Source organism: Streptosporangium sp. OZ121 (assembly GCF_051918885.1).
Lineage (GTDB): Bacteria > Actinomycetota > Actinomycetes > Streptosporangiales > Streptosporangiaceae > Streptosporangium.
On the sequence record NZ_JBPXMC010000036.1, the window covers coordinates 23456 to 42638 of the forward strand.

Consider the following 19183-nt stretch of genomic DNA (forward strand, 5'->3'; position numbering starts at 1 on the left):
GCGCGCCTGGGCGCTTTTCCCCCTCGACCAACGGGAAACCATATCGAGGTCGATACCCCTGATGCGCTGATCTGTTCCCAAAAAGGGGCAGTCCACTTCGCGGGGTGAAACGTTCAAACTGCTGAGCCCCTGACACCGGCCGGACGGCGCCCCGGGAAGAGAGCCGAAAGAGGGGTGCGCCGCTGTCACCCCTCTTTCTCATATTCGTGTTTCCCGTCCGGGCCTCACTCGAGGACGAAGCTGGCGTTTCCCCGGAAGGCGGTGGTGCCGTCGTTCTGCTCGACCCACGCCTGACCGGCGCGGTGGCGCAGGTAGTAGCCGGGGAAGTTGACCGATTCCAGCGACACCGTGCCCGAACCGGCGAGCCCGGTGCGGCGGGTGAAGCTGGCGTCGGCCCTGAACAGGCTCGTGCCGTCGTTGCGCTCCACCCAGGCCTCGTGGTTGCGGTGCCGCAGGTAGTAGCCGGGGAAGTTGGTGGACTCCAGCGACACGGTGCCCGAGCCGGACAGGCCGGTGACGATCCTGAACTGGGAGTCGGCCAGCGGGGAGACGTTCGCCTCCAGGCGGGCCCGGTAGTCCCAGTGGCGTATAGCCGAGCCCGGCGTGTCGTGGGACATCAGCCGCACGGGGGTCGCGCCGTCGGGGACCGGGATGCCGAAGTCGGGAGTGCCGTCCGCCCTCCAGTAGATCTTCTGGACGCGGGTGCGGCGGTTGGGGTCGTTGAGCGGGTCGCCGTTGATGTCGCGGTAGTTGCGGTCGTGGTAGACGAGGATGTCGCTCTGCCCGTCCTCGGAGACGGTGAAGGAGTTGTGGCCGGGGCCGTACTGGCCGGTCGAGGCGTTGCTGGCGAAGACGGGGTTGGCGCTCTTGGTCCAGGAGGAGGCGTTGAGCGGGTCGGCCGAGGCGGAGGCGGTCAGCATGCCGAGGCAGTAGTTGGCGTCGGTGGCGCTGGCGGAATAGGTGAGGAAGAGCCGCCCGTTGCGCTGGAGCACGGCCGGGCCCTCGGCGACCTTGTAGCCGCGGGTCTCCCACGCCAGGGTGGGCACGGTGAGGCGGGTGGTGGCGCCGGTGATCGTCCAGGGGTTGGCGCCCATGCGGGCGATGTAGAGGTTGGAGTTGGTGGAGATGCCCGGCTCCTGCTGGGCCCAGAGCAGGTAGCGCACGCCGTTCGCGGTGAAGGTGGTGGCGTCCAGGGCGAAGGTGTCCCAAGGGGTGGTGATCCGGCCGCGTTCGGTCCAGGTGCCGGTCAGGGGGTTGGCCGCCGAGCTTTCGAGCGCGTACATGCGGATCCGCCAGACGTCGTCGGCCCGGCCGGCGGCGAAGTAGACGTACCACTTGCCGTTGATGAAGTGGATCTCCGGCGCCCAGATGTGGGCGCCCATCTCGCCGCTGGTGTGCTTGCGCCAGATGACCGTCTCGGGGGCGCTCGCCAGGCCCTGGACGGTGGTGGCGCGGCGCAGCACGATGCGGTCGTACTCGGGGACGGTCGCGGTGAGGTAGTAGTAGCCGTCGGTGTGGCGGAAGATGTGCGGGTCGGCGCGCTGGGCGGCCAGGGGGTTGGTGTACTGGGCGGGCGGTGAGGCGTGGGCCGCGATCGGCGAGAGCAGGCCGGCGATCACGGCGAGCAGCGTGGCCAGGGCGGTCACCAGGGCGCGGCGCGCGTGCGGTGGGGGCATCAGGGTCATCCTTCTGTCAGGCCGGGGGAGAGGTCACGGCGAAGGAGGCGTCGGAGGCGGAGACCGAAGTGGACGCCTTCAGGTGGGCCCGCCACCGGTGCCATGACGAGGGCCATGACAACGGCGAACAACGCGGCCGAGGCCCTTTGATATGTGCGCATTCCGATACCTCCATAATGTTAGCGCTAACATCTCACGGTGACCGCGCGGTAATGGTGATTCGGGCGTAGGCGCATTATTAGCCCGGCGAGGGGCCCCCGGTCAATGGACGGCACGCGATTCGGGTCCGGCGACACCGCGGCGATCGGAATGCGTTCGCGACGGTGAGACGGCCTGGCAAGGCGTGCGGCTGATCATCGTGTCGCACTCGTCCCCCTTTCCGGAAGACCGCGGTTCGCGCGCCGCGCGAAGCCGCAGCGCTTCGCCGAGGCGCCGGCCACCCCCGCCGTACCGGTGTCGTGGATCGGGAGCGAAGGCCGGTCAAGGTCTCGGCAGGAGCGGCAGGGCCACGAACCGGCTCGTGGCCCAGGCCGCATAGAGCAGGGGCGCCAATCCCAGCAGCACGCCGACGACCGGTTTGAGCAGCACCATGCCGACCGCGAGCGCCAGCACCGCCAGCGTCGGCAGCGTCAGATACCAGCGACGCGCCACCAGGTACAGGCACGGCAGGACCAGGCCGCGGACCGGACGCGACGATTCGGCCACCACGATCAGCACCGTCACCGTCGTGGCCACGACCAGCGCGCCCGCCGTGACGAAGAACGGCAGCAGCGCCGGACCCCACGAGGTGCGGCCGACCACCATGACGTCCACCACGAGCACGCTCACCACCGCGGCGCCCGTCAGCCAGGTGACCAGCGCACGCACCGCCGCCCGCCGGTAACCGTCCCAGAAGGCCGCGAACACCGCCGTCGACCCCTCGTCGAGCAGGGCGAAGCACCGGAACGCGCCTGCCAGCGCCGGCGCGCACACCGCCGAGAGCGCCGCGAAGAACGGCCATGACGCCGACGGATCCCGTACCAGGGCCAGCGCCACCAGCAGCGGGGCGCACGATATCGCCAGCAGCAGGTTCGTCGTCAATCCGACGTAAACCATGCCGAAGACCTTCTCGTACGTCTCCTGCCGGGCCGGACGCAGCAGGTCGCGCATCGGGCTCACCCCTTCAGCCCGCTCGTCGCGACGCCCTGGATGAAGTAGCGCTGCCCGAACAGGAAGAGGACCAGGATCGGCAGCACGGACAGCACCGCACCCGTCATGATCATCGCGTGTTCGGCCTCGTACTGGCCGACGAAGGAGCGCAGGCCGAGCTGTACCGTCCACAGGTCGTTGCTCGTCAGGTAGATGAAGGGCCCCATGTAGTCGTTCCACGTGTTGACGAACGTCAGCAGCGCCAGGCTGGCGAGCGCCGGCTTCGACAGCGGGAGCATGATCCGCCGGTAGATGCCGTATTCGCTGAGCCCGTCGATCCTGGCCGCCTCGCACAGTTCGTCCGGGATCGACATGTAGTACTGGCGCATGAGGAACACGCCGAACGCGCCGAACGCCTGAAGCAGGATGAGCGACCAGTACGTGTCCGTCAGCTCCATCCGCTGCATCATGATGTACTGCGGCACCATGTAGGCCTGCCACGGCACCGCGATGGTGGCGAGGTAGCCCAGGAACAGCGCGTCGCGCCCGGGGAAGCGGACCTTGGAGAACCCGTAGGCGGCGAAGCTGCCGGTCAGCACCTGCAGGAGCGTGATGGCGGCCGACAGGAACAGTGAGTTGCCCAGGTACGTCGCCATCGGCACGCGTTCCCAGATCTCCACGAAGTTCGACCAGCGCAGCTCGTCCGGAATCCAGTCGATCGGGATCGCCAGGACCTCGCTGTCGCGCTTGAGCGAGGCCGACAGCATCCATCCGAACGGCACCAGCGTCAGCAACGTCACCGCGACGAGCCCGAGGTAGGCCAGCGTCCTGCGGGCGGCGGGGTGCCGGGAGCCCGGCGACCCGGTGTTCCCGGCGTGTCGCGGCGGCGGCACGGTGGCCGAAGGAGCATCGCGCAACGTGGTCATGACGCGTTTCTCCGTTCGTTGATCCGGAACTGGACGATGGTCACGGTGAACACGATGAGGAACAGCACGAGCGCGATCGCCGACGAGTAGCCGAACTGACCCTCGGTGATGCCTTCCCGGTAGACGAGCTGGGCCAGCACGAGGGTGCTGCGACCGGGGCCGCCTCCGGTCATGACCACGATCAGGTCCAGCACCTTGAAGCTCTGGATGGTCAGCATGACCAGCACGAAGAAGGTGGTGGGCCGCAGCGAGGGCAACGTGATGCCCCAGAACCGCTGCCAGGCGTTGGCCCCGTCCACCGTGGCCGCCTCGTAGTACTCCCTGGGGATGGTCTGCAGGCCGGCCAGGTAGAGCACCATGTAGTAGCCCATGTCGCGCCACACGCTGGTGATGATCACCGCGGGCATCGCCCAGTCGGTGCTCGACACCCAGCGCGGGGGGTCCTGGACGCCGATCGCCTCCAGGAGCAGGTTGATCGGCCCCGCCGTCGGGTTGAACAGCATGTTCCAGACCACGGCCACCGCGACCAGGGAGGTGATGTACGGGAAGAACGCCGCGGTGCGGAAGAAGTTCACCCCGCGCAGTCGCCGGTTCAGCGCCAGCGCCAGGGCGAGGGAGGCGACCAGGGTCAGCGGGATGTGGCCGAGCGCGTAGTAGAACGTGTTGCGAAGGGCGACGTGGAAGTTCTCGTCCCCCCACAACCGTTCGAAGTTGCTCAGCCCCACCCACTCGGGCGTTCCGTAGGAGTCCCAGTCCATGAACGCCAGCACGAACGCCGCGATCACCGGGACGAGCGTGAACAGGGCGAAGCCCAGGAAGTTGGGCAGGATGAAGCTCCACCCGATCAGGGTGTCGCGCCAGGCCCGGCCGCCGTGGGGCACCCGAGGTTCGCCCGGTTCGGTCGGCGCGGGCTGCGGCATGACATGGGCCATGGTCGTCCTTCGTGACTTCTTCGCAGGCCGGGTGGACGGGCGGCGGGCCGCGGAGCCCGCCGTGGCCGTCCTAGTTGAGGACCTCGTTCTTGACGCGCTCGCCCATCGAGCGTGTGCCGTCGGCGACCGACTTCTCACCGACCATGATCAACTGATGCTCCTCGTTGAGGATGGTGTCGACGTCGGAGCTCTTGTCGCTCACCGGCATCTCCAGCACGACCTTGCCGGGCTCGAACGCCTTCTTCGACAGCTCGTCCGACGGCATGCCCTCGAGCTTGAAGTAGGCCTCCGTGATCGCCGGATCCTGCAGCGCCGGCACCACGCCCACCTGGGCGATCGCCTCCGCGCCCGCCTTACCGGCGGCGAACTGGACGAACTTCTTGGCGAGGTCGGCGGACTTGCTCCGTTTGTTCACCGCGAATCCCGTCGGGGAACCGAAGGTGACGACCTCGCCGGAGCCCGCCCGCTGCGGCATCGGGGCGAGCGCCCAGTCGACCTTGCTCTCGCCCTTCTTCTTGGCCTCCAGAATGCCCGAGATGTACCAGGTGCCCATGGGCATCATCGCCGCCGAGCCGGTTCCGAACATGTTCCTGTAGTCGGCCTGCTGGGCGCTCGCGGTGCCGAAGTCCATGACCGCCTCGCTCTTCTGCAGGTCCAGGGCCATCGTGTACTGGTCGGTGAAGAAGGTGTAGTCGCCGCCGAGCTGGTCGCCGCCCGTCTGCGCCGCGGAGATCGCCTGGATCACCGAACGCCAGGTGTGGTGGTAGGCGCCGTACACCTTCTTGCCGTCCTCGTCCCGGGTGAGCTGCCGGGCGTACTTGGCGTAGTCGTCCCACGTCAGGGCGCCGGTGAGCGTGATGCCCGCCTTGTCGAGAAGGGCCTTGTTGTAGTACAGCAGCCAGAAGTCCTGGCGGTAGGGGAGCGCGTAGTAGGTGTTGTTGACGTTGAAGGCCTCCAGACCCGCCAGCTTGGAGGCGTCGGCCGACGTGGCGAGATCGGTGACGTCGAGGAGCTGCCCGCGGCTGGAGTAGCGCGAGTAGTCCGTCACGTTCTTCATCGTGATCACGTCGGTCCTGTCGCCACCGGCGAGCATGGTGGTGACCTTCTCCGGATAGTCGTCCGCGAGGATGTCGACCGGCTTCACCTTGACGCCCGGATTCGCCTTCTCGAACGCCTGGAACAGCGCGGTGAACTCGGGGGTCTTGGCGAGGTTCCACACGGTGACGGTGAGGGTGGTGGGTCCGCCGCCCTCGGCCGGCTCGCCGGAGCCGCCGCACGCGGCGATCACGAGCGCGAGGACGGTCATCCCCGCGGCCTTCACGACGTGGCGCCGCGTCCGGGTGCCGGCGGGTGGAAGGGGATTGAACATCGGTCGGGTTTCCTTTCCCTGAAGCCGGGCTCAGGCGCTCACGGCGAACTCGTCGGCCGTCACCACCGCACGCGGCGGCCGGCCGGACAGGTAACGTTCGAGTTCGTCGAGGGCGCTCTCGCTCATTCGCCGGGTCTCCGATCCCAGGGATCCGGCGATGTGGGGGGTGATCATGACATTGGGAAGGTCGTACAGGAGCGAGCTCGCGGGCAACGGCTCCGGGTCGGTGACGTCGAGAATCGCGTCCAGGCGTCCCCTCGCGCACTCGGTCTCCAGGGCGGCGGTGTCCAGGACGGTGCCGCGCGCCGTGTTGATGACGGTCGTGCCGTCTTTCAGCAGGGCGAGTTCCGGCGCCCCGATGAGGTGGCGGGTGGAGGGAAGCTCCGGGACGTGCAGGGTGAGCACGTCGCAGCGCGGCAGCAGGTCGGTCAGACCGACCAGCCGGCCGCCTGCCTCACGGACCTTGGCGGCGTCGGCGTACGGGTCGTACACCAGTATGTCCACGTCCAGGCTGCACAGCCTTTCGACGACCCGGCGGCCCACTCGTGAGAAGCCGACGACGCCGATCGTGCGCCCGCGGTTGGACAGCTCCCCCCGCCGTTCCAGGTAGGACCAGTCGTCGCGGTGCCTGCGCGCGTCCTGGGCCAGGAACGGGGCCTTCTTGCCCGCGAAGATGATCGCGGCGAGGGTGAACTCGGCGACCGAGACGGCGTTCTCGTCCGCCGCGCTGGTCACCAGCAGCCCGCGCCGCCAGACCTCGTCGGTGACGAACGGGCGCACCGTCCCCGCGCAGTGGAAGATCGCTCGAAGCTCCGGCGCGCAGTCCAGCCGCTCCTTGGTGAGCGGAGGACAGCCCCACGAGGTCACGAGCACCTCGACCTCGCGCAACCGGCGGCGCACGAGCGGATCGTCGAGGTCCGCCGTCGCCATGGGGTCGGTGAGCTCGACGAGATCGCGCAACCGCCGCAGCTGTGGCTCCTGGAACTGCACGTCGACGTGCACGGGATCCATCACCAGCAGAGCCTGTGATCGTCGGTCTCTCACACCGGTCCTCTCGCCAGCCAGTGCTTGCCAGTGCCGCCGATCATGACCGATCGTTTCAATCAGGTCAATAGATTGTTAACGCTAATATGATCAATACGATCATCTGAGAATCCTGAAGACCGTCGACGATGATCAGTATGAACGCTTTTGATTCATTGCCGCTTGACGTGGTCGTCGAGGCGGTGCCAGCATCACGGGGTTTCGTTCGGAGTCGCGACAGGAGGCCCGATGCGCTGGCTGCGGGAATTGGACGACCGGCGGCTCTCGCCCTACACCGGCTGGACCAGAGATCACTGGGCCGCTCTGGCCGACCGTCTGCTGCTGTCCGCACGGCGACACGCCTCCCCCTCGCACGCGCGGATCTCCTTTCCCGGCGAGCCCGGCGGGTACGGGCCGGACGTCGACGCGCTGGAAGGGTTCGCCCGGACATTCCTGGCCGCGGGCTTCCGGGTGGCGGGGGAGGGGGGCCGTGACCCGCACGGCTACCTGGAGTGGTACGCACGCGGCCTGGCGGCCGGCACCGATCCGGGCTCTCCCGAGCGATGGGTGCGGCTGGAGGAGCATGACCAGGCCAAGGTCGAGGCCGCCTCCATCGCACTGGTGCTGCACCTCACCCGCCCGTGGCTGTGGGACCGCCTCGACGACGGGGTGCGCGAGCGAGTGATCGGCTACCTGGCCCCGGCGGTCGGCGCCGCGTATCCGCCGATCAACTGGATCTGGTTCCAGCTCGTGGTCGAGCAGTTCCTCGCCTCGGTGGGCGGCCCGTCCTCACGTCGGGACGTCGAGGCCGGGCTCGCGCTCACCGACGGGTTCGTACGGGAGGAGGGCTGGTACTCCGACGGCGAGCGGCGCGGCTACGACCACTACGTCGGCTGGGCACTCCACTTCTACCCGTTGCTGTGGACCGAGATGGCGGCCGGCGACCCGGCCGCCGACACCCGTCGTACCGCCTACCTGTCCCGGTTCACGCGCTACCTCCACGACGCCGTCCACCTGGTGGGCGCGGACGGCTCTCCGCTCGTACAGGGCCGCAGCCTCACCTACCGGTTCGCGGCCGCCGCCCAGTTCTGGGCGGGAGCGCGGGCCGGTGTCGCGACCCCCGCGCCGGGTCTCCTGCGCCGCGCCGCCTCCGGCATCGCCCGCCACTTCGCCGAGCACGGCAGCCCCGACGACGACGGAGTCCTGACACTCGGCTGGCACGGCCCCTGGCGGCCGATCGCCCAGTCGTACTCCGGCACCGGCTCCCCCTACTGGGCCGCCAAAGGCCTGTACGGGCTGGCGCTGCCCGCCGATCACCCCGTGTGGACCTCGGTCGAGGAACCGCTGCCGGTCGAGCGGGAGGACTTCCAGCTCGTGATCCGGTCACCGGGCTGGCTGGTCTCCGGCACCCGCGCGGACGGCGTCGTGCGCGTCGTCAACCACGGCACCGACCACGCCACCCCCGGCGACCACCGCACGGACTCGCCGCTGTACGCCCGCCTCGGATACTCCAGCGCCACCTCGCCCATCCTGGCCGGCCCGCACGCCGGAGACCCTCTCGACCAGTCGGTCACGCTTTTGGACCCGGACGGCCGGCCCAGCCATCGCACCGGCTTCGACACCCTCCTCGTGGACCGCCTGCCGACGGGGACCGCCGTCGGCGCCTCCCGCTGGCGGGCCCACTGGGTGGACCCGGACCCCGATACCGCCGACCACGGCTACGGCCGATCGGGTGCCGCCGTCCTGGGACCCTGGATCACGGTCCTGTCGGCGTTGCGGGGCCCCTGGGAGGTTCGTCTGGTCCTCGTCTCGCCCACGTGCGCGGCCCCGCTTCGCCTGGGTGGCTGGCCCGTCCCCGCCGCCACCCCATCGTCACACGTGATCTCCCGCATCCTCCCCGGCCCCGGTCTCGACCTGTCGGACGTGACGCTCGCCGAGAACGCCACCCCCCTGTCGGCACGGACCCTCGTCCCCTGGTGCGGCACCAGCGCGACCGCCGAGCCCGGCAGATGGTACGAGGCCCGCGTTCACCTCGGTTCCGACATGCCGTCGGCACCTCCGGAGGTGAGCTGGGCGAACGCGTCCGCCCAGCTCACCTGGGCGGACGGTGTCAAAGACATACTGGACCCCATGTCCCTTCTGTCCTGAACAGCCTTTCCTCAGGAGGAGGAGCGCACGATCAACCGAGGCTCGATGACCACGCGATGCGTCGGCCGATGTGGATCCTGATCCGTCAGGCGGGCCAGCAGCAGGGAGAAAGCCGCGCGCCCGATCGCTCTCCTGGGCGGGCGGACCGCCGTCAGCGGCGGGTCGCACAGCTCCGCCATCTCGTCGTCGTAGGTGACCACCGCCAGGTCCGCGGGCACCCGGATGCCCCTCTCCTGACACCGTTCCACGAGGTTGATCGCCTCCGGGTCGGAGTGGACCAGCAGCGCGGTGGTGCCCGTGTCGAGGCACGAGCCGAGGGCCTGGTCCATGACCTTGATCCATTCAGGGTCGCGCTGGTCGACGGTGGTGATGTCCGGGGTGCCGTCGAGCTCGAGACCGAGCTCTTGGCACGCCTGCCGCCATCCGTGCCGTACGTGCGGTGTGGTCGGACTGTGCAAGGTCGTGATCACCCCGATCCGCCGGTGCCCGAGCGCCGCCAGGTGGCGCACGGCCATGGCCGCTCCCAGCGCGTGATCGCTGACAACGGACTCCATGGCCTCCCTGTACGGTCCGGTGGCGACGGCCCGTTCGATGAGCACGACCGGCACCGGCGCCTGCCGCAACCAGCGCACCAGTTCCTCGCCGTCGTCACCGGTGGTGGTCGGCGCGACCAGAAGCCCGTCCACGCCGACGAGGTCCATCAGCCCTGACAACTGCCGCCGCTCGTCGGCGGCCTGGTAGGTGGCGCCGCGCAGCACGACCCTGACCCCGGCCGCCGCGGCGGCCTCGCGGACGCCACGGATCACCTCCGGCCAGTAGTAGTCGAGCGACGGCACGACCATCCCGATGGTGAGCCGCTGCCGGTCGCCGGCGCTCTCCTCGGCGACCGGCTGAGGCGAGGCCTCCTTACCGGATTCTTCGGCGGGCGTGTCGCTGTGCGGCATGGCCCCGCCCCGTACCCGCCGGATCAGCCCCTGCGAGGCGAGGAACGCGATGTCACGGCGGATGGTGATGACCGAGACGTCCAGTTCGTCGGCCAGATCCGTAGCCCGGACGGGGCCGCGCCGCCGCAGCAACTCGACCATCTGGGTACGGCGCTCGTCAGGCATCGGGGTCGGCGAGTCGGACACGGTCATGGCCGCACCTCTATGCGTACCAGGACGGATCCGCTCGCGGTGCCGGGCAGTTCCAGCCGCAGCCTGGTCAGCCGGTCGCCCCACACCGCGACGAGCAGGGGATCGTCCAGCTCGCGTTCGGCCAGCGACCCGGCCGCACGCTCCGGATCCCAGGAGAGAACCGCGGACCGGCTCCCGCCGGGCGGCCGTATCGTCACCTGCCCCGGCCCCTCCTGCCGCACCTGACCGGCCAGCAGGAACCGCACCTCGCTGGGCGGGCCCGCGTCGGTGAAGGCCCAGGAGTCCTCGATCGTCACGCTACCGGCCACCCGGTCCATTCTGGCCGTGCGCCACCACCGCTCAAGCCCTTCCACGGGGTAGGCCCCCGCGAGGTCGAGCCTCAGCTGGAAGGCGTCCGGTCCGTCGGCCACCGTGACGTCCCCGGCCGCGAAGGACGCGCCCTGCCCCTGTGGAGTGCCGCGCACCTCGGGCACGCTGTGCCAGCCGCTTCGCATCGTCCAGATCGCGTACCGGTCGGGCCCGAACGTCCGCGCCGTGTACGTGGGCCGCCCCGCGTCGACCACGGCGGGTGCCCCGTCGACGGCGACGATCACAGAGCCGACGTCGTTGTGGTTGTGGTTCTCGTCGTTGTGGCCGCCCTTGACGGCGAGGGTGAGACCTCGCTCGGTACCGCGGGCGGGGCGGGCGACGCCCACCTGCGTGCCGGGCAGCCATGCCGAGGCCACCAGCGGCGGTTCGGCCGGGCCGGCCTCCAGCCAGGTGGTGTCGGCCAGCTCGCTCAGTGCCCGTCCCAGCTCGGCTGAGGGGGCGACGGTCCCGGGGCGGTGGGCGGCGGCGTGCCGCACCCCGTCGGGATCGCCGATCCGCCGCGCCCAGCGGTGCAGCACGTGCCAGGGCTGCCCGGCGGGCGGCAGCGCGCGGGCGTCGGCGAAGTTCACATACCACGCCCCGCCCAGATGCATCCGGTAGGGGAACCGCACCGTCTCGCGCACCACCGGCACGTCGACCGCGCTCAGCTCCCCGGACGTGGCGTACTCCAGCACGTCAAGCGCTTCCAGGGCACGGCAGGCACCGTTCCACCAGTACTCGTAGCCCTCGTCCACCGATCCGTCGCCGGGCAGTGCCGCCAGGTAGCGGTCGAGGCCCTCGATCGCCAGCGCGACCTGCAGAGCCCGCTCCGCTCCCGGTTCGGCCAGACGCAGCGCGGCGACGAGCACGTTGCCGCAGATCCACGGGCACCAGTTGTGCACGCGGCCGTCCAGGCCCAGCCAGTGCCAGTCGCGCCGCCGGGTGAACGGCTCCAGAACCCGCCACCGCACTTCGGCACGGAGGCGATCCCGCAGCCCGGGGAATCGCTCGTCCAGCCGCTCCCCGAGCATGTGGTCCGCCCAGGCGAGCTGGGCGGCCACGTCACCGGCGCCGAGATCGAGGCAGGGGGCGGCCGGGTCGGGCAACACCGTGCCCCGCGATCGGCAGGACTCCTCATGGGCGGGCCAGCACCACGAGCTCTGTTCGCACAGCAGAACGATCCCGTCGGCGGCCTCGGCCAGCCACTCGTCCGACCCGATCGCCGCGGCCATGAGCACGGCTCGGGTGAGCCGCTCCTGGCGCGCGAACACGCCGCCCTCGTAGACCGTGCGGTCGCCGTCCTGAAAGTACCTGGCGTACTGCGTGGCGAGCGGCTGCGCCCACGGCGACCCGCGCTCGGCCTCCGCCCGCTCCCGCACGCGCTCCAGCGCCCGCGGCGGCGACTCGCCGCGCGGAGAGGAGGGGGACAGAGCGCGGTCGGGGTGCGCCAGGATGCCGATCAGCGCGCCCGGCGAGGCGAGCGTCCCCCACTTGCCGAGCAGCGGGCCTGAAGCGACGCTCTTCGCGAGCTGAACGGCGGGGCCGATCGCCGTACTGGTCATGCTCCTCCTTAGGACCCCCTCATAGTACCGATCGAACCTGATCGAAGTTGATCCCTTCGCAAAATTCACCGGTAAAGCGATCAAATCCGACGTTCATGCGATCACCTCGGGGGGCTACCGCGGTCGGAACCGTGGACCGATGCCGCAGGTAAGCGGACGGGCCGCTCGCGGGTCCGTCGCGGGGGTCCGCAGGCGAGGAACGACGGGGGCGGTGGCCGGATCCGCTTGACGCCCCCGATCCGGGTGACGAGGTGAGACGCCGGGGCGCGGCCACCTTCGGCGACGGCGACCCTCGGAGACCGGGCACGATCGGGCGGGCCGGGCGACGGGGAAGGCGACGCCACGCGGCTCGTCGGCACAGAGGCACGGGCGGCACCATTGCCGCGATCACGTGGGCGTCAACGTAATCGGACATGACTATTGGAACGCGATAACAACGCAGGTCTCAATGCGCGAAGCGCGGCCCGTGACCGCGACAGGGCGGCGGGCTACGTCGACATCGCACCAGTGTGTGCGTTCACATGAGTGCGGTCAATACCCGCTGTCATCGACCGCACCGGACCTTCCGGCCCGTGACCCGAAGGCCGGCACGACGACCCAGGCCGCCGGCCGCCGGGCACCGAAGGGGGTTGAACAGGCGATATGCCCGTCTGTGACCGGAGGCCGGCGCTACACGCCATCGCCGCCGCCACGGGATGCCGGCTGTGCGGAGATGAATTTCTCGTAGCGAGATGTTGACATCCCGCTTGTGAACCCCAACACTTTGCGGAAATGCAACAGAAACATGAATGCGGCCCGACCGTCGGCCCTTCATCGGGAATCATCGCCCCATTGCCAAGCTCGCCGGGGCGAGGTTCATGCATAAATGTTAGCGTTAACACTTTTTCGTGCGCCCGTTGACGCGCCCCGTCGCCCCTGAGGCCTCACCGTGAGTGCGCGGCGGTGATGTCGCCCCTCGCCGTCTCCTCACCGATTCCCGGAAAGGACGCCCGCGGTGTCCCCACGTCAAAGATCGCCGCCACCGGCAGGTAGCCGACGGCCGTGCTGAGCGGCGTCGTCCACATCGCCGCGGCGCCGTCAGCCTCGGCGGCCATGCATTCGGCCCATGTCATGGGCCACCTCGAAGAGTCGCCGAACCAGTCCGGTGACAACCACGCCCTCCACCTGGCGGTGAGCTCCGACGGTCTCCACCGGATGCCCCTGAACCAGAACAACCCGGTCGTCACTCCTGCCGAGAGCTTGACCCAGGAATTCAGATCTAGTGATTGGACATCTCATGGCACCGATCATGGCGTCCGATGGGTACTCATCAGGACCATCGCGGAGCACTCGGCCGTCGCGCCGGTTACTGATCGCCCTTGTGGCGACCGCGCTCGCCACAGTGACAAGCCTCGTCGTCTCCGCGCCGCCGGCCAATGCCGACACCAGGCAATTCCGAGGCATGAACTGGGCGGTGCTGGGTGACAACTTCAGTACCGGCACGCTGGTCGTGCAGGGCCTGAGCCAGTCCGACAGCAACGCGACAGTTCGGGCCAAGGCCAACTCGCTCTACGACAGCATGGAATACCTCATGGGGGTCAACACCGTCCGGCTGCCCATCAACACTCACACCGTGGCCAACACGACCTGGTGGAACGCCTACCGCGGCGCCATCGACGCCGCCACCGAGCGCGGATTCAAGGTCATCCTGGCCTACTGGGAGGACGGCGCCGCCTCCGGCGGCAGGATCACGAACCTCGCCGCATGGAACACGATGTGGTCCAGCGTGACCAACACGTACGGCTCGAACAGCAACGTCTACTTCGAGCCGATGAACGAGCCGCACGGCTACTCGTCGGCGGACTGGCGCAACGTCGCGGCGAACTGGCTCAGCTATCACACTTCGGCGGTGCCCGGCCGGGTGCTCATCGGCGGCACCGGCTTCAGCCAGGACCTGCGGGACATCTGCAACGACAGCCGCTTCAACTCGACGCTGCTGTCCTTCCACTACTACGCCTTCTTCTACGGCGCCATGACCTACGACGACTTCCGAAGCCACATCCAAACGCGTCTGGGCAACTGCGCCTCCCGCGCGGTCGCGACCGAGTTCGGCGCGCCGATGTCCACCGGCCTCAACTACGCGGACGCGAACAGCACCGACAACTTCGTGCGCTACATCCGCGCCATGGCCCAGGTCATGCGGGACAACCAGATGGGCGGCACCTACTGGCCCGCCCTCGGCGGCAAGACGGGCACCATCGGCTACGACTGGTACTCGATGTTCGCTCTGGGTGGCAGCGGCACCACTCTCAACTTGACCATCCGCAACGGCTCCGGCGCCAACCGGGTCCGGTACGCCTGGGGCGACACCGTCAGCGGTCCCACCCCCACCCCCACCCCCACGCCAGGGCCGGAGACGTTCTACAGGATCGATGTGCGCCACAGTGGCAAGGCCATGGACGTCCAGCAGCCGAACACCAGCAACGGTGCGCGCGTCGGCCAGTACACCTACGGCGGCAACGCGTGGCAGCAGTGGCGGTTCCAGGACGCCGGCGGCGGCTACTGGCGCATCGTCAGCCGCCACAGCGGAAAGTGTCTCGATGTGGTGAGCGCTTCGACCGCCGACGGTGCCGAGCTCGTCCAGTACACCTGTGGCACCGGCGCCAACCAGCAGTTCCAGATGGTCGCCAACGGCGGCTACTTCCAGCTCCGGGCACGACACAGCGGCAAATGCGTGGACGTACCGGCCGCGTCGACCGCGAACGGCGTGATCCTCAAGCAGTACGCGTGCAACACCGGCACCAATCAGCAGTGGTCGCGCACGGCCGTCTGACGGTCGTCTCGACGTGACCGCGGATCCGCGGTAGGCCCTCACACCCCCGGCGCCGATCACGTGCCGCGTGCTCGGCGTCGGGGGAGCGGGATCGCCGTGGTGTCGGGTCGGTGGCGCGTTCGCGCGATCTTCCCGTTCGGGGTGCGGTGGTGCGCCGCTCAGGACGTGTTTCCCGTCGCGGACGAAGCAGGCCGTGCCCTGGTCCCGGTCCCGCGTGGCGGCTAGTAGGCGAAGGGCCAGCCGGCCGAGTCCCAGCCGAGCTTGTTGACCCCGAGCAGGGGCGTGCCGTTGTCGGCGTAGTAGTGGTAGAAGAGGATCGACCCGTCGCTGTCGTCCAGATAGGTCTGGTGGCCAGGGCCGTGGACGCTGCCGCGGCCGGCCAGGATCTCGGTGCCGCCGCCGGAGTTCATCGCCACCCCGTTGCGGTCGGTGAAGGGGCCGTTGACCGAGGTGGAGCGACCCACCATGATCCGGTAGGTGCTGGAGGCGCCCCGGCAGCAGTAGTCGAAGGAGACGAACAGGTAGTAGTAGGCACCGCGGCTGATGAGGGTGGGCGCCTCGATGGCCCCGCCGCCTCGGCCGGCGACGCTGGTGAGGGTGCTGCCGGTGCGCCTGCCGGTGGCCGGGTCGAGCTGGATCTGCTTGATGCCCGACCAGAACGAGCCGAAGGTCAGCCACCAGCGGCCCTGGGCGTCGATGGTCAGGCTGGGGTCGATGGCGTTGAAGGTGTCGCCGGTGCGGGATTCGACGACCAGGCCCTGGTGGGTCCACGATCCCGAGGCGCCGGTGGCGGACGTGGCCAGGAAGATCGCCGAATGCTGGGAGCCGAAGCTGGAGGCCGAGTAGTACAGGTGGTACCGCCCGTTCACGTAGGTGATGTCGGGCGCCCACACGTGGTTGCCGCCACCGGTGTAGGGGTGCGCCCACGGAACGCCCCCGGGGAAGGCCGATCCGGCGTTGCGCCAGGTGGTGCGATCGGTGGAGGTCTTGAGCGAGATGTTGTCGCCGGTGTGGGCCAGCAGGTAGGTGCCGCCGGGGGTCTTGGTCACCTCCGGGTCGTGCACGCCGATGTCGCCGGTCACGTACCCGGGGCCCGGGTAGGCGGGCGGCGGGGTGGTGGGGTCACCGGAGCCGCCGAGTTTGACCAGGTTCCATTGCTGGTTGGCGCCGCCGGTGTCGGCGTACTGCGACAGGCGGGCGCCGTCGGCGGTGGACCATTCCCAGATTTCCAGGGCCTTGCCGCTGTTGCGGTTGATCAGGCGAATGTGCCCCGCGTCGCTGTCGAGGACGCGGAACTGCTGGTTGGTGCCGTTGTTGTCGGTCCACTGCGTGACGTTGGCGCCGTCGGCGGTGGAGCGGGAGGCGATGTCGAGCATCTTGCCGCTGTGGCGTGAGCGCAGCCGGTAGTAGCCGCCTCCGGAGTCGACGAACTGCCACCGCTGCCGGACGCCGTCGTTGCGGGTCCGCTGGGCGATGGGGGCGCCGTCGCCGGTGGGGAGGTCGGGGACGTCGATCGCCTTGCCGCTGTGCCGGTTGACCAGGACGTAGGAGGCGCCGGTGTCGATGACGGCCGCGGCGGCCGGGGACGCGGCCACGATCGACTGGCACAGCGCGAGCAGTACCACGACGGCTGCCGCGAAGGCGGCGCCGACGCCACGGCGGACGTGTCGGACGGGAGGGCTTGGGAGTCTGTTCATGGGGGGTCCTCTTGTCTGGACGATCAGCAGAGGGAACAGGTCACAGCGTTTGTTAGCGTTAACATTCGACAGCGGAGGCGATCGAGGTTCTGTTCGCGGAGGTCTTCTGGTGCGGGCAGTCGACAAAGGGCTGCCGCCGATTCTGTTAGCGTTAACATTCCTCTGTGTAACCAGCGGTTCACGATGTTGTGAGGAGATCGGTTCTTAGTTTTAACATCGACGCCGCCTTCGTCAAGGGACGCTCGGGATCCGCCGGAACAACACGAAGGCGCGCAGCGCCGTCACACTCACCCATCGCGACCACGGGCTTCCCGGTCGCCAGGGAGGCGGCTTCCCCCTCGTCGCGCCGTCGCTACACCGGCGCACTCATCAAGGCCGAGGCCTGCGAGCGCGTCGACGGTTTATCCGGCCGCGTCCCGGCATCGTGGAAGTCTGTCGTACACCCTTTCGGGGTAGATCATCTCTCGGGACGGATGTCGCGGAAGATTACCCGCACGCCGCGGCCGATGCCGTGAAACTTTCACCGAACCGGTGCCGAGACACGACGACGGCGAGTGAGGCCACGCGTCCTCCTCACAGGCTCGATAAGGCTCTGTGGACGTGCACGGTAACGCACAACCCTGCGCGCTGAAAGTGCCCGTTCGGAGTCCGAGGGGAAAGTCCGGATGGCGAGCGTGCAATCGCCGTCAGCGGCCACAACGCCCTTTTTCGCCTTGTGAACGCTCCCCGAGTCTTCGACCTTCTCCGGCGGTGACGTGAAGGTTTCATGCTTTTCCTTCTTGCCGCCTGTGGAGGGCCGGGATCAACGGCGGCACGGACGTCGGCTGCCGCGGACGGTCTCGTCGCGGAAGCCGTCCAGGTCGGGTGCGGTACGAGCCGCGGATGGAGCCCGGCCGTGTCGCGAGGTACGGGAGCGACGAGGCGAAGACGCCGGAGAGCGACCTCCAGTGCCGGGGAAACCGAGACCTTGACCGCCGATGTCAACGCTCATGACCTCCAGCAGGCATATCGATTTAACCGCTCCGATCCCCCTCAGGAACTCCGTCATGCGCGCCGCCCGCTTAGCCTTCACGATCCTGGCCGCACTCGCGCGCATCCTCCCGGCCACTCCCGCCGCCGCCGGACCACGCATCCGGACGGAGCGCCTCGACCGCGGTCTCGTCGCCACGACCACCCCGAACGGCATCTTCCTGAGCTGGCGTTTACTGGGATCCGAAGTGACCGGAGCGGGCCGGAACGGCATGCTCGGCGCCACCTTCCGCCTGTACAGGGACGGCCGCCCGATCGCCACCGTCACCGACAGCACCAACTACCGGGACGTCGCGGGCGCGCCCGCCTCCTGGTACGCGGTCGCCCCGATCACAAGGGGCAGGGAGGGCAGGAAGAGCGCTGCCGTCCGGCCCTGGAGTGAATCGTTTTATGACGTGCCGCTCCGCAAGCCCGCCGACGGCGTGACCCCGGTGGGCGAGACGTACACCTACGCGGCCGACGACATGAGCGTCGCCGACGTCGACGCCGACGGCAGGCGGGAGGTCGTGTGTACGGCGCGGCCACCATCGACGACGACGGCAGCCTGCTGTACTCCTCCTTCGACGTGGCCCCGCCGAACAGCGGCGCGCCCGGCCAGAACGTCGGGCTCGGCCACGGCGACGCCGTGCACGTCGGCGACTTCAAGCGCGGCACGCTGCTGACCGCCACCGGCACCCTTGCCAACAACGGGACCAAGGGCAATCCGGGCCTGGTCGCCGACATCCTCGGCGACTGGCGCGAGGAACTGGTGGTGCGCACCACCGACAGCACCGCCGCCCGCCTCCACATCAGCACCGAGGTGACGAACCGCAAGCTCTACACCCTCATGCGCGACCCGCAGTACCGGGTCGAGGTGGCCAGGCAGCAGACGGGCTACAACCAGCCCGCCTATCCCGGCTTCTACCTGGCCACCGACCTCGACTGGGCCAAGGTCCCCGTGCCCAGGATCCGGTGATCCGCCGCTGAGAAGCCGGGGCGTCCGAAAGCGGGACGCCCCGGCTTCTGCGCGGGCTGGAGGAGCCCGTCGTGGACCTGGACAAACAGATCCCGGGCACGTCTGCGTGGCCAGCCGGGCGTCATGAGGACGGCGGGAAGCATCGGGTCGAGCACCGGGAAGCGGCGGTAGACGTTCGTCATCTCCGTTCGAGCCCGTACCGCCGCGGCGACCCTCCCGCGCCACGGCTCTTCTGTGTGAGGGGCTTGAACCCATTCCATGGAAACGTTTTAATTTCCGGTGACGAGCATGTGCCGCCCGGCGGCCCGGCGACGACGGCCACCGTTGTACTCGGCGGCGTCGGCTCCGCGGCCGAGGACCGCGTCACACGGCTCGCCGCCGATCCCCGCGTGCCCCTCGGTGAACGTCGGCGGCGGGGCTCGTCCCGTCCAGTCGCGGATCG

At 69.2% G+C, this 19183-nt stretch carries 13 protein-coding genes and 2 pseudogenes; 4 read left to right on the top strand and 11 right to left on the bottom strand.

Annotation, left to right across the window (positions count from 1 at the left end; all coding sequences use genetic code 11):
• Positions 1–224 precede the first annotated feature (224 nt).
• The 6 genes from ACTOQ1_RS37875 to ACTOQ1_RS37900 form a co-directional block, all read right to left on the bottom strand.
• The gene (locus tag ACTOQ1_RS37875; RefSeq protein WP_440072900.1) at positions 225–1676 is read right to left on the bottom strand and encodes a family 43 glycosylhydrolase; all 1452 of its coding nucleotides are present in this window, start codon (positions 1674–1676) and stop codon (positions 225–227) included.
• Between the two features lie 480 nt (positions 1677–2156).
• On the bottom strand, positions 2157–2825 hold the full coding sequence (locus tag ACTOQ1_RS37880; protein ID WP_440072901.1) for a hypothetical protein: 669 nt from the start codon (positions 2823–2825) through the stop codon (positions 2157–2159).
• 5 nt (positions 2826–2830) lie between these two features.
• Positions 2831–3730: a carbohydrate ABC transporter permease gene (locus ACTOQ1_RS37885; RefSeq protein WP_440072903.1), complete on the bottom strand. Its 900-nt coding sequence runs from the start codon at positions 3728–3730 to the stop codon at positions 2831–2833.
• Entirely contained in the window at positions 3727–4662 is a 936-nt protein-coding gene (locus tag ACTOQ1_RS37890) for a carbohydrate ABC transporter permease (RefSeq protein WP_440072905.1), read from the bottom strand. Before ACTOQ1_RS37890 ends, ACTOQ1_RS37885 begins: the two co-directional genes overlap by 4 nt.
• 70 nt (positions 4663–4732) lie before the next feature.
• The gene (locus ACTOQ1_RS37895) at positions 4733–6031 is read right to left on the bottom strand and encodes an ABC transporter substrate-binding protein (protein WP_440072907.1); all 1299 of its coding nucleotides are present in this window, start codon (positions 6029–6031) and stop codon (positions 4733–4735) included.
• Between the two features lie 30 nt (positions 6032–6061).
• Positions 6062–7075 carry a hydroxyacid dehydrogenase gene (locus ACTOQ1_RS37900; protein WP_440072909.1) on the bottom strand — a complete coding sequence of 338 codons (1014 nt, stop codon included), beginning with the start codon at positions 7073–7075 and terminating at the stop codon, positions 6062–6064.
• Between the two features lie 228 nt (positions 7076–7303).
• Here ACTOQ1_RS37900 and ACTOQ1_RS37905 point away from each other — a divergent pair, with 228 nt between their 5' ends.
• The gene (locus tag ACTOQ1_RS37905) at positions 7304–9202 is read left to right on the top strand and encodes a DUF2264 domain-containing protein (RefSeq protein WP_440072910.1); all 1899 of its coding nucleotides are present in this window, start codon (positions 7304–7306) and stop codon (positions 9200–9202) included.
• An 11-nt stretch (positions 9203–9213) separates the two neighbouring features.
• Here ACTOQ1_RS37905 and ACTOQ1_RS37910 read toward each other — a convergent pair whose 3' ends face one another.
• From ACTOQ1_RS37910 to ACTOQ1_RS37920, 3 genes are all read right to left on the bottom strand, one after another.
• Positions 9214–10338 carry a substrate-binding domain-containing protein gene (locus ACTOQ1_RS37910; protein WP_440072912.1) on the bottom strand — a complete coding sequence of 375 codons (1125 nt, stop codon included), beginning with the start codon at positions 10336–10338 and terminating at the stop codon, positions 9214–9216.
• Positions 10335–12248 carry a hypothetical protein gene (locus ACTOQ1_RS37915; protein WP_440072913.1) on the bottom strand — a complete coding sequence of 638 codons (1914 nt, stop codon included), beginning with the start codon at positions 12246–12248 and terminating at the stop codon, positions 10335–10337. Before ACTOQ1_RS37915 ends, ACTOQ1_RS37910 begins: the two co-directional genes overlap by 4 nt.
• A gap of 923 nt (positions 12249–13171) precedes the next feature.
• Positions 13172–13360: a hypothetical protein gene (locus ACTOQ1_RS37920; RefSeq protein WP_440072914.1), complete on the bottom strand. Its 189-nt coding sequence runs from the start codon at positions 13358–13360 to the stop codon at positions 13172–13174.
• 329 nt (positions 13361–13689) lie between these two features.
• Between ACTOQ1_RS37920 and ACTOQ1_RS37925 the strand changes: the two genes are divergently transcribed.
• Positions 13690–15060 (top strand): RICIN domain-containing protein, encoded by a 1371-nt coding sequence (locus tag ACTOQ1_RS37925; protein ID WP_440072916.1) that lies wholly within the window; start codon positions 13690–13692, stop codon positions 15058–15060.
• A gap of 221 nt (positions 15061–15281) precedes the next feature.
• Here the strand turns inward: ACTOQ1_RS37925 and ACTOQ1_RS37930 are convergent, their stop codons facing one another.
• The gene (locus ACTOQ1_RS37930) at positions 15282–16757 is read right to left on the bottom strand and encodes a family 43 glycosylhydrolase (protein WP_440072917.1); all 1476 of its coding nucleotides are present in this window, start codon (positions 16755–16757) and stop codon (positions 15282–15284) included.
• 1046 nt (positions 16758–17803) lie between these two features.
• Here ACTOQ1_RS37930 and ACTOQ1_RS37935 point away from each other — a divergent pair.
• Positions 17804–18103: pseudogene (locus ACTOQ1_RS37935) on the top strand (rhamnogalacturonan lyase); the annotation flags it as partial.
• 129 nt (positions 18104–18232) lie between these two features.
• Positions 18233–18741: pseudogene (locus ACTOQ1_RS37940) on the top strand (rhamnogalacturonan lyase); the annotation flags it as partial.
• Here ACTOQ1_RS37940 and ACTOQ1_RS37945 read toward each other — a convergent pair.
• The gene (locus ACTOQ1_RS37945) at positions 18687–19001 is read right to left on the bottom strand and encodes a PaaX family transcriptional regulator C-terminal domain-containing protein (protein WP_440072919.1); all 315 of its coding nucleotides are present in this window, start codon (positions 18999–19001) and stop codon (positions 18687–18689) included. The pseudogene ACTOQ1_RS37940 and the gene ACTOQ1_RS37945 sit on opposite strands and share 55 nt — an antisense overlap.
• Positions 19002–19183: the final 182 nt, after the last annotated feature.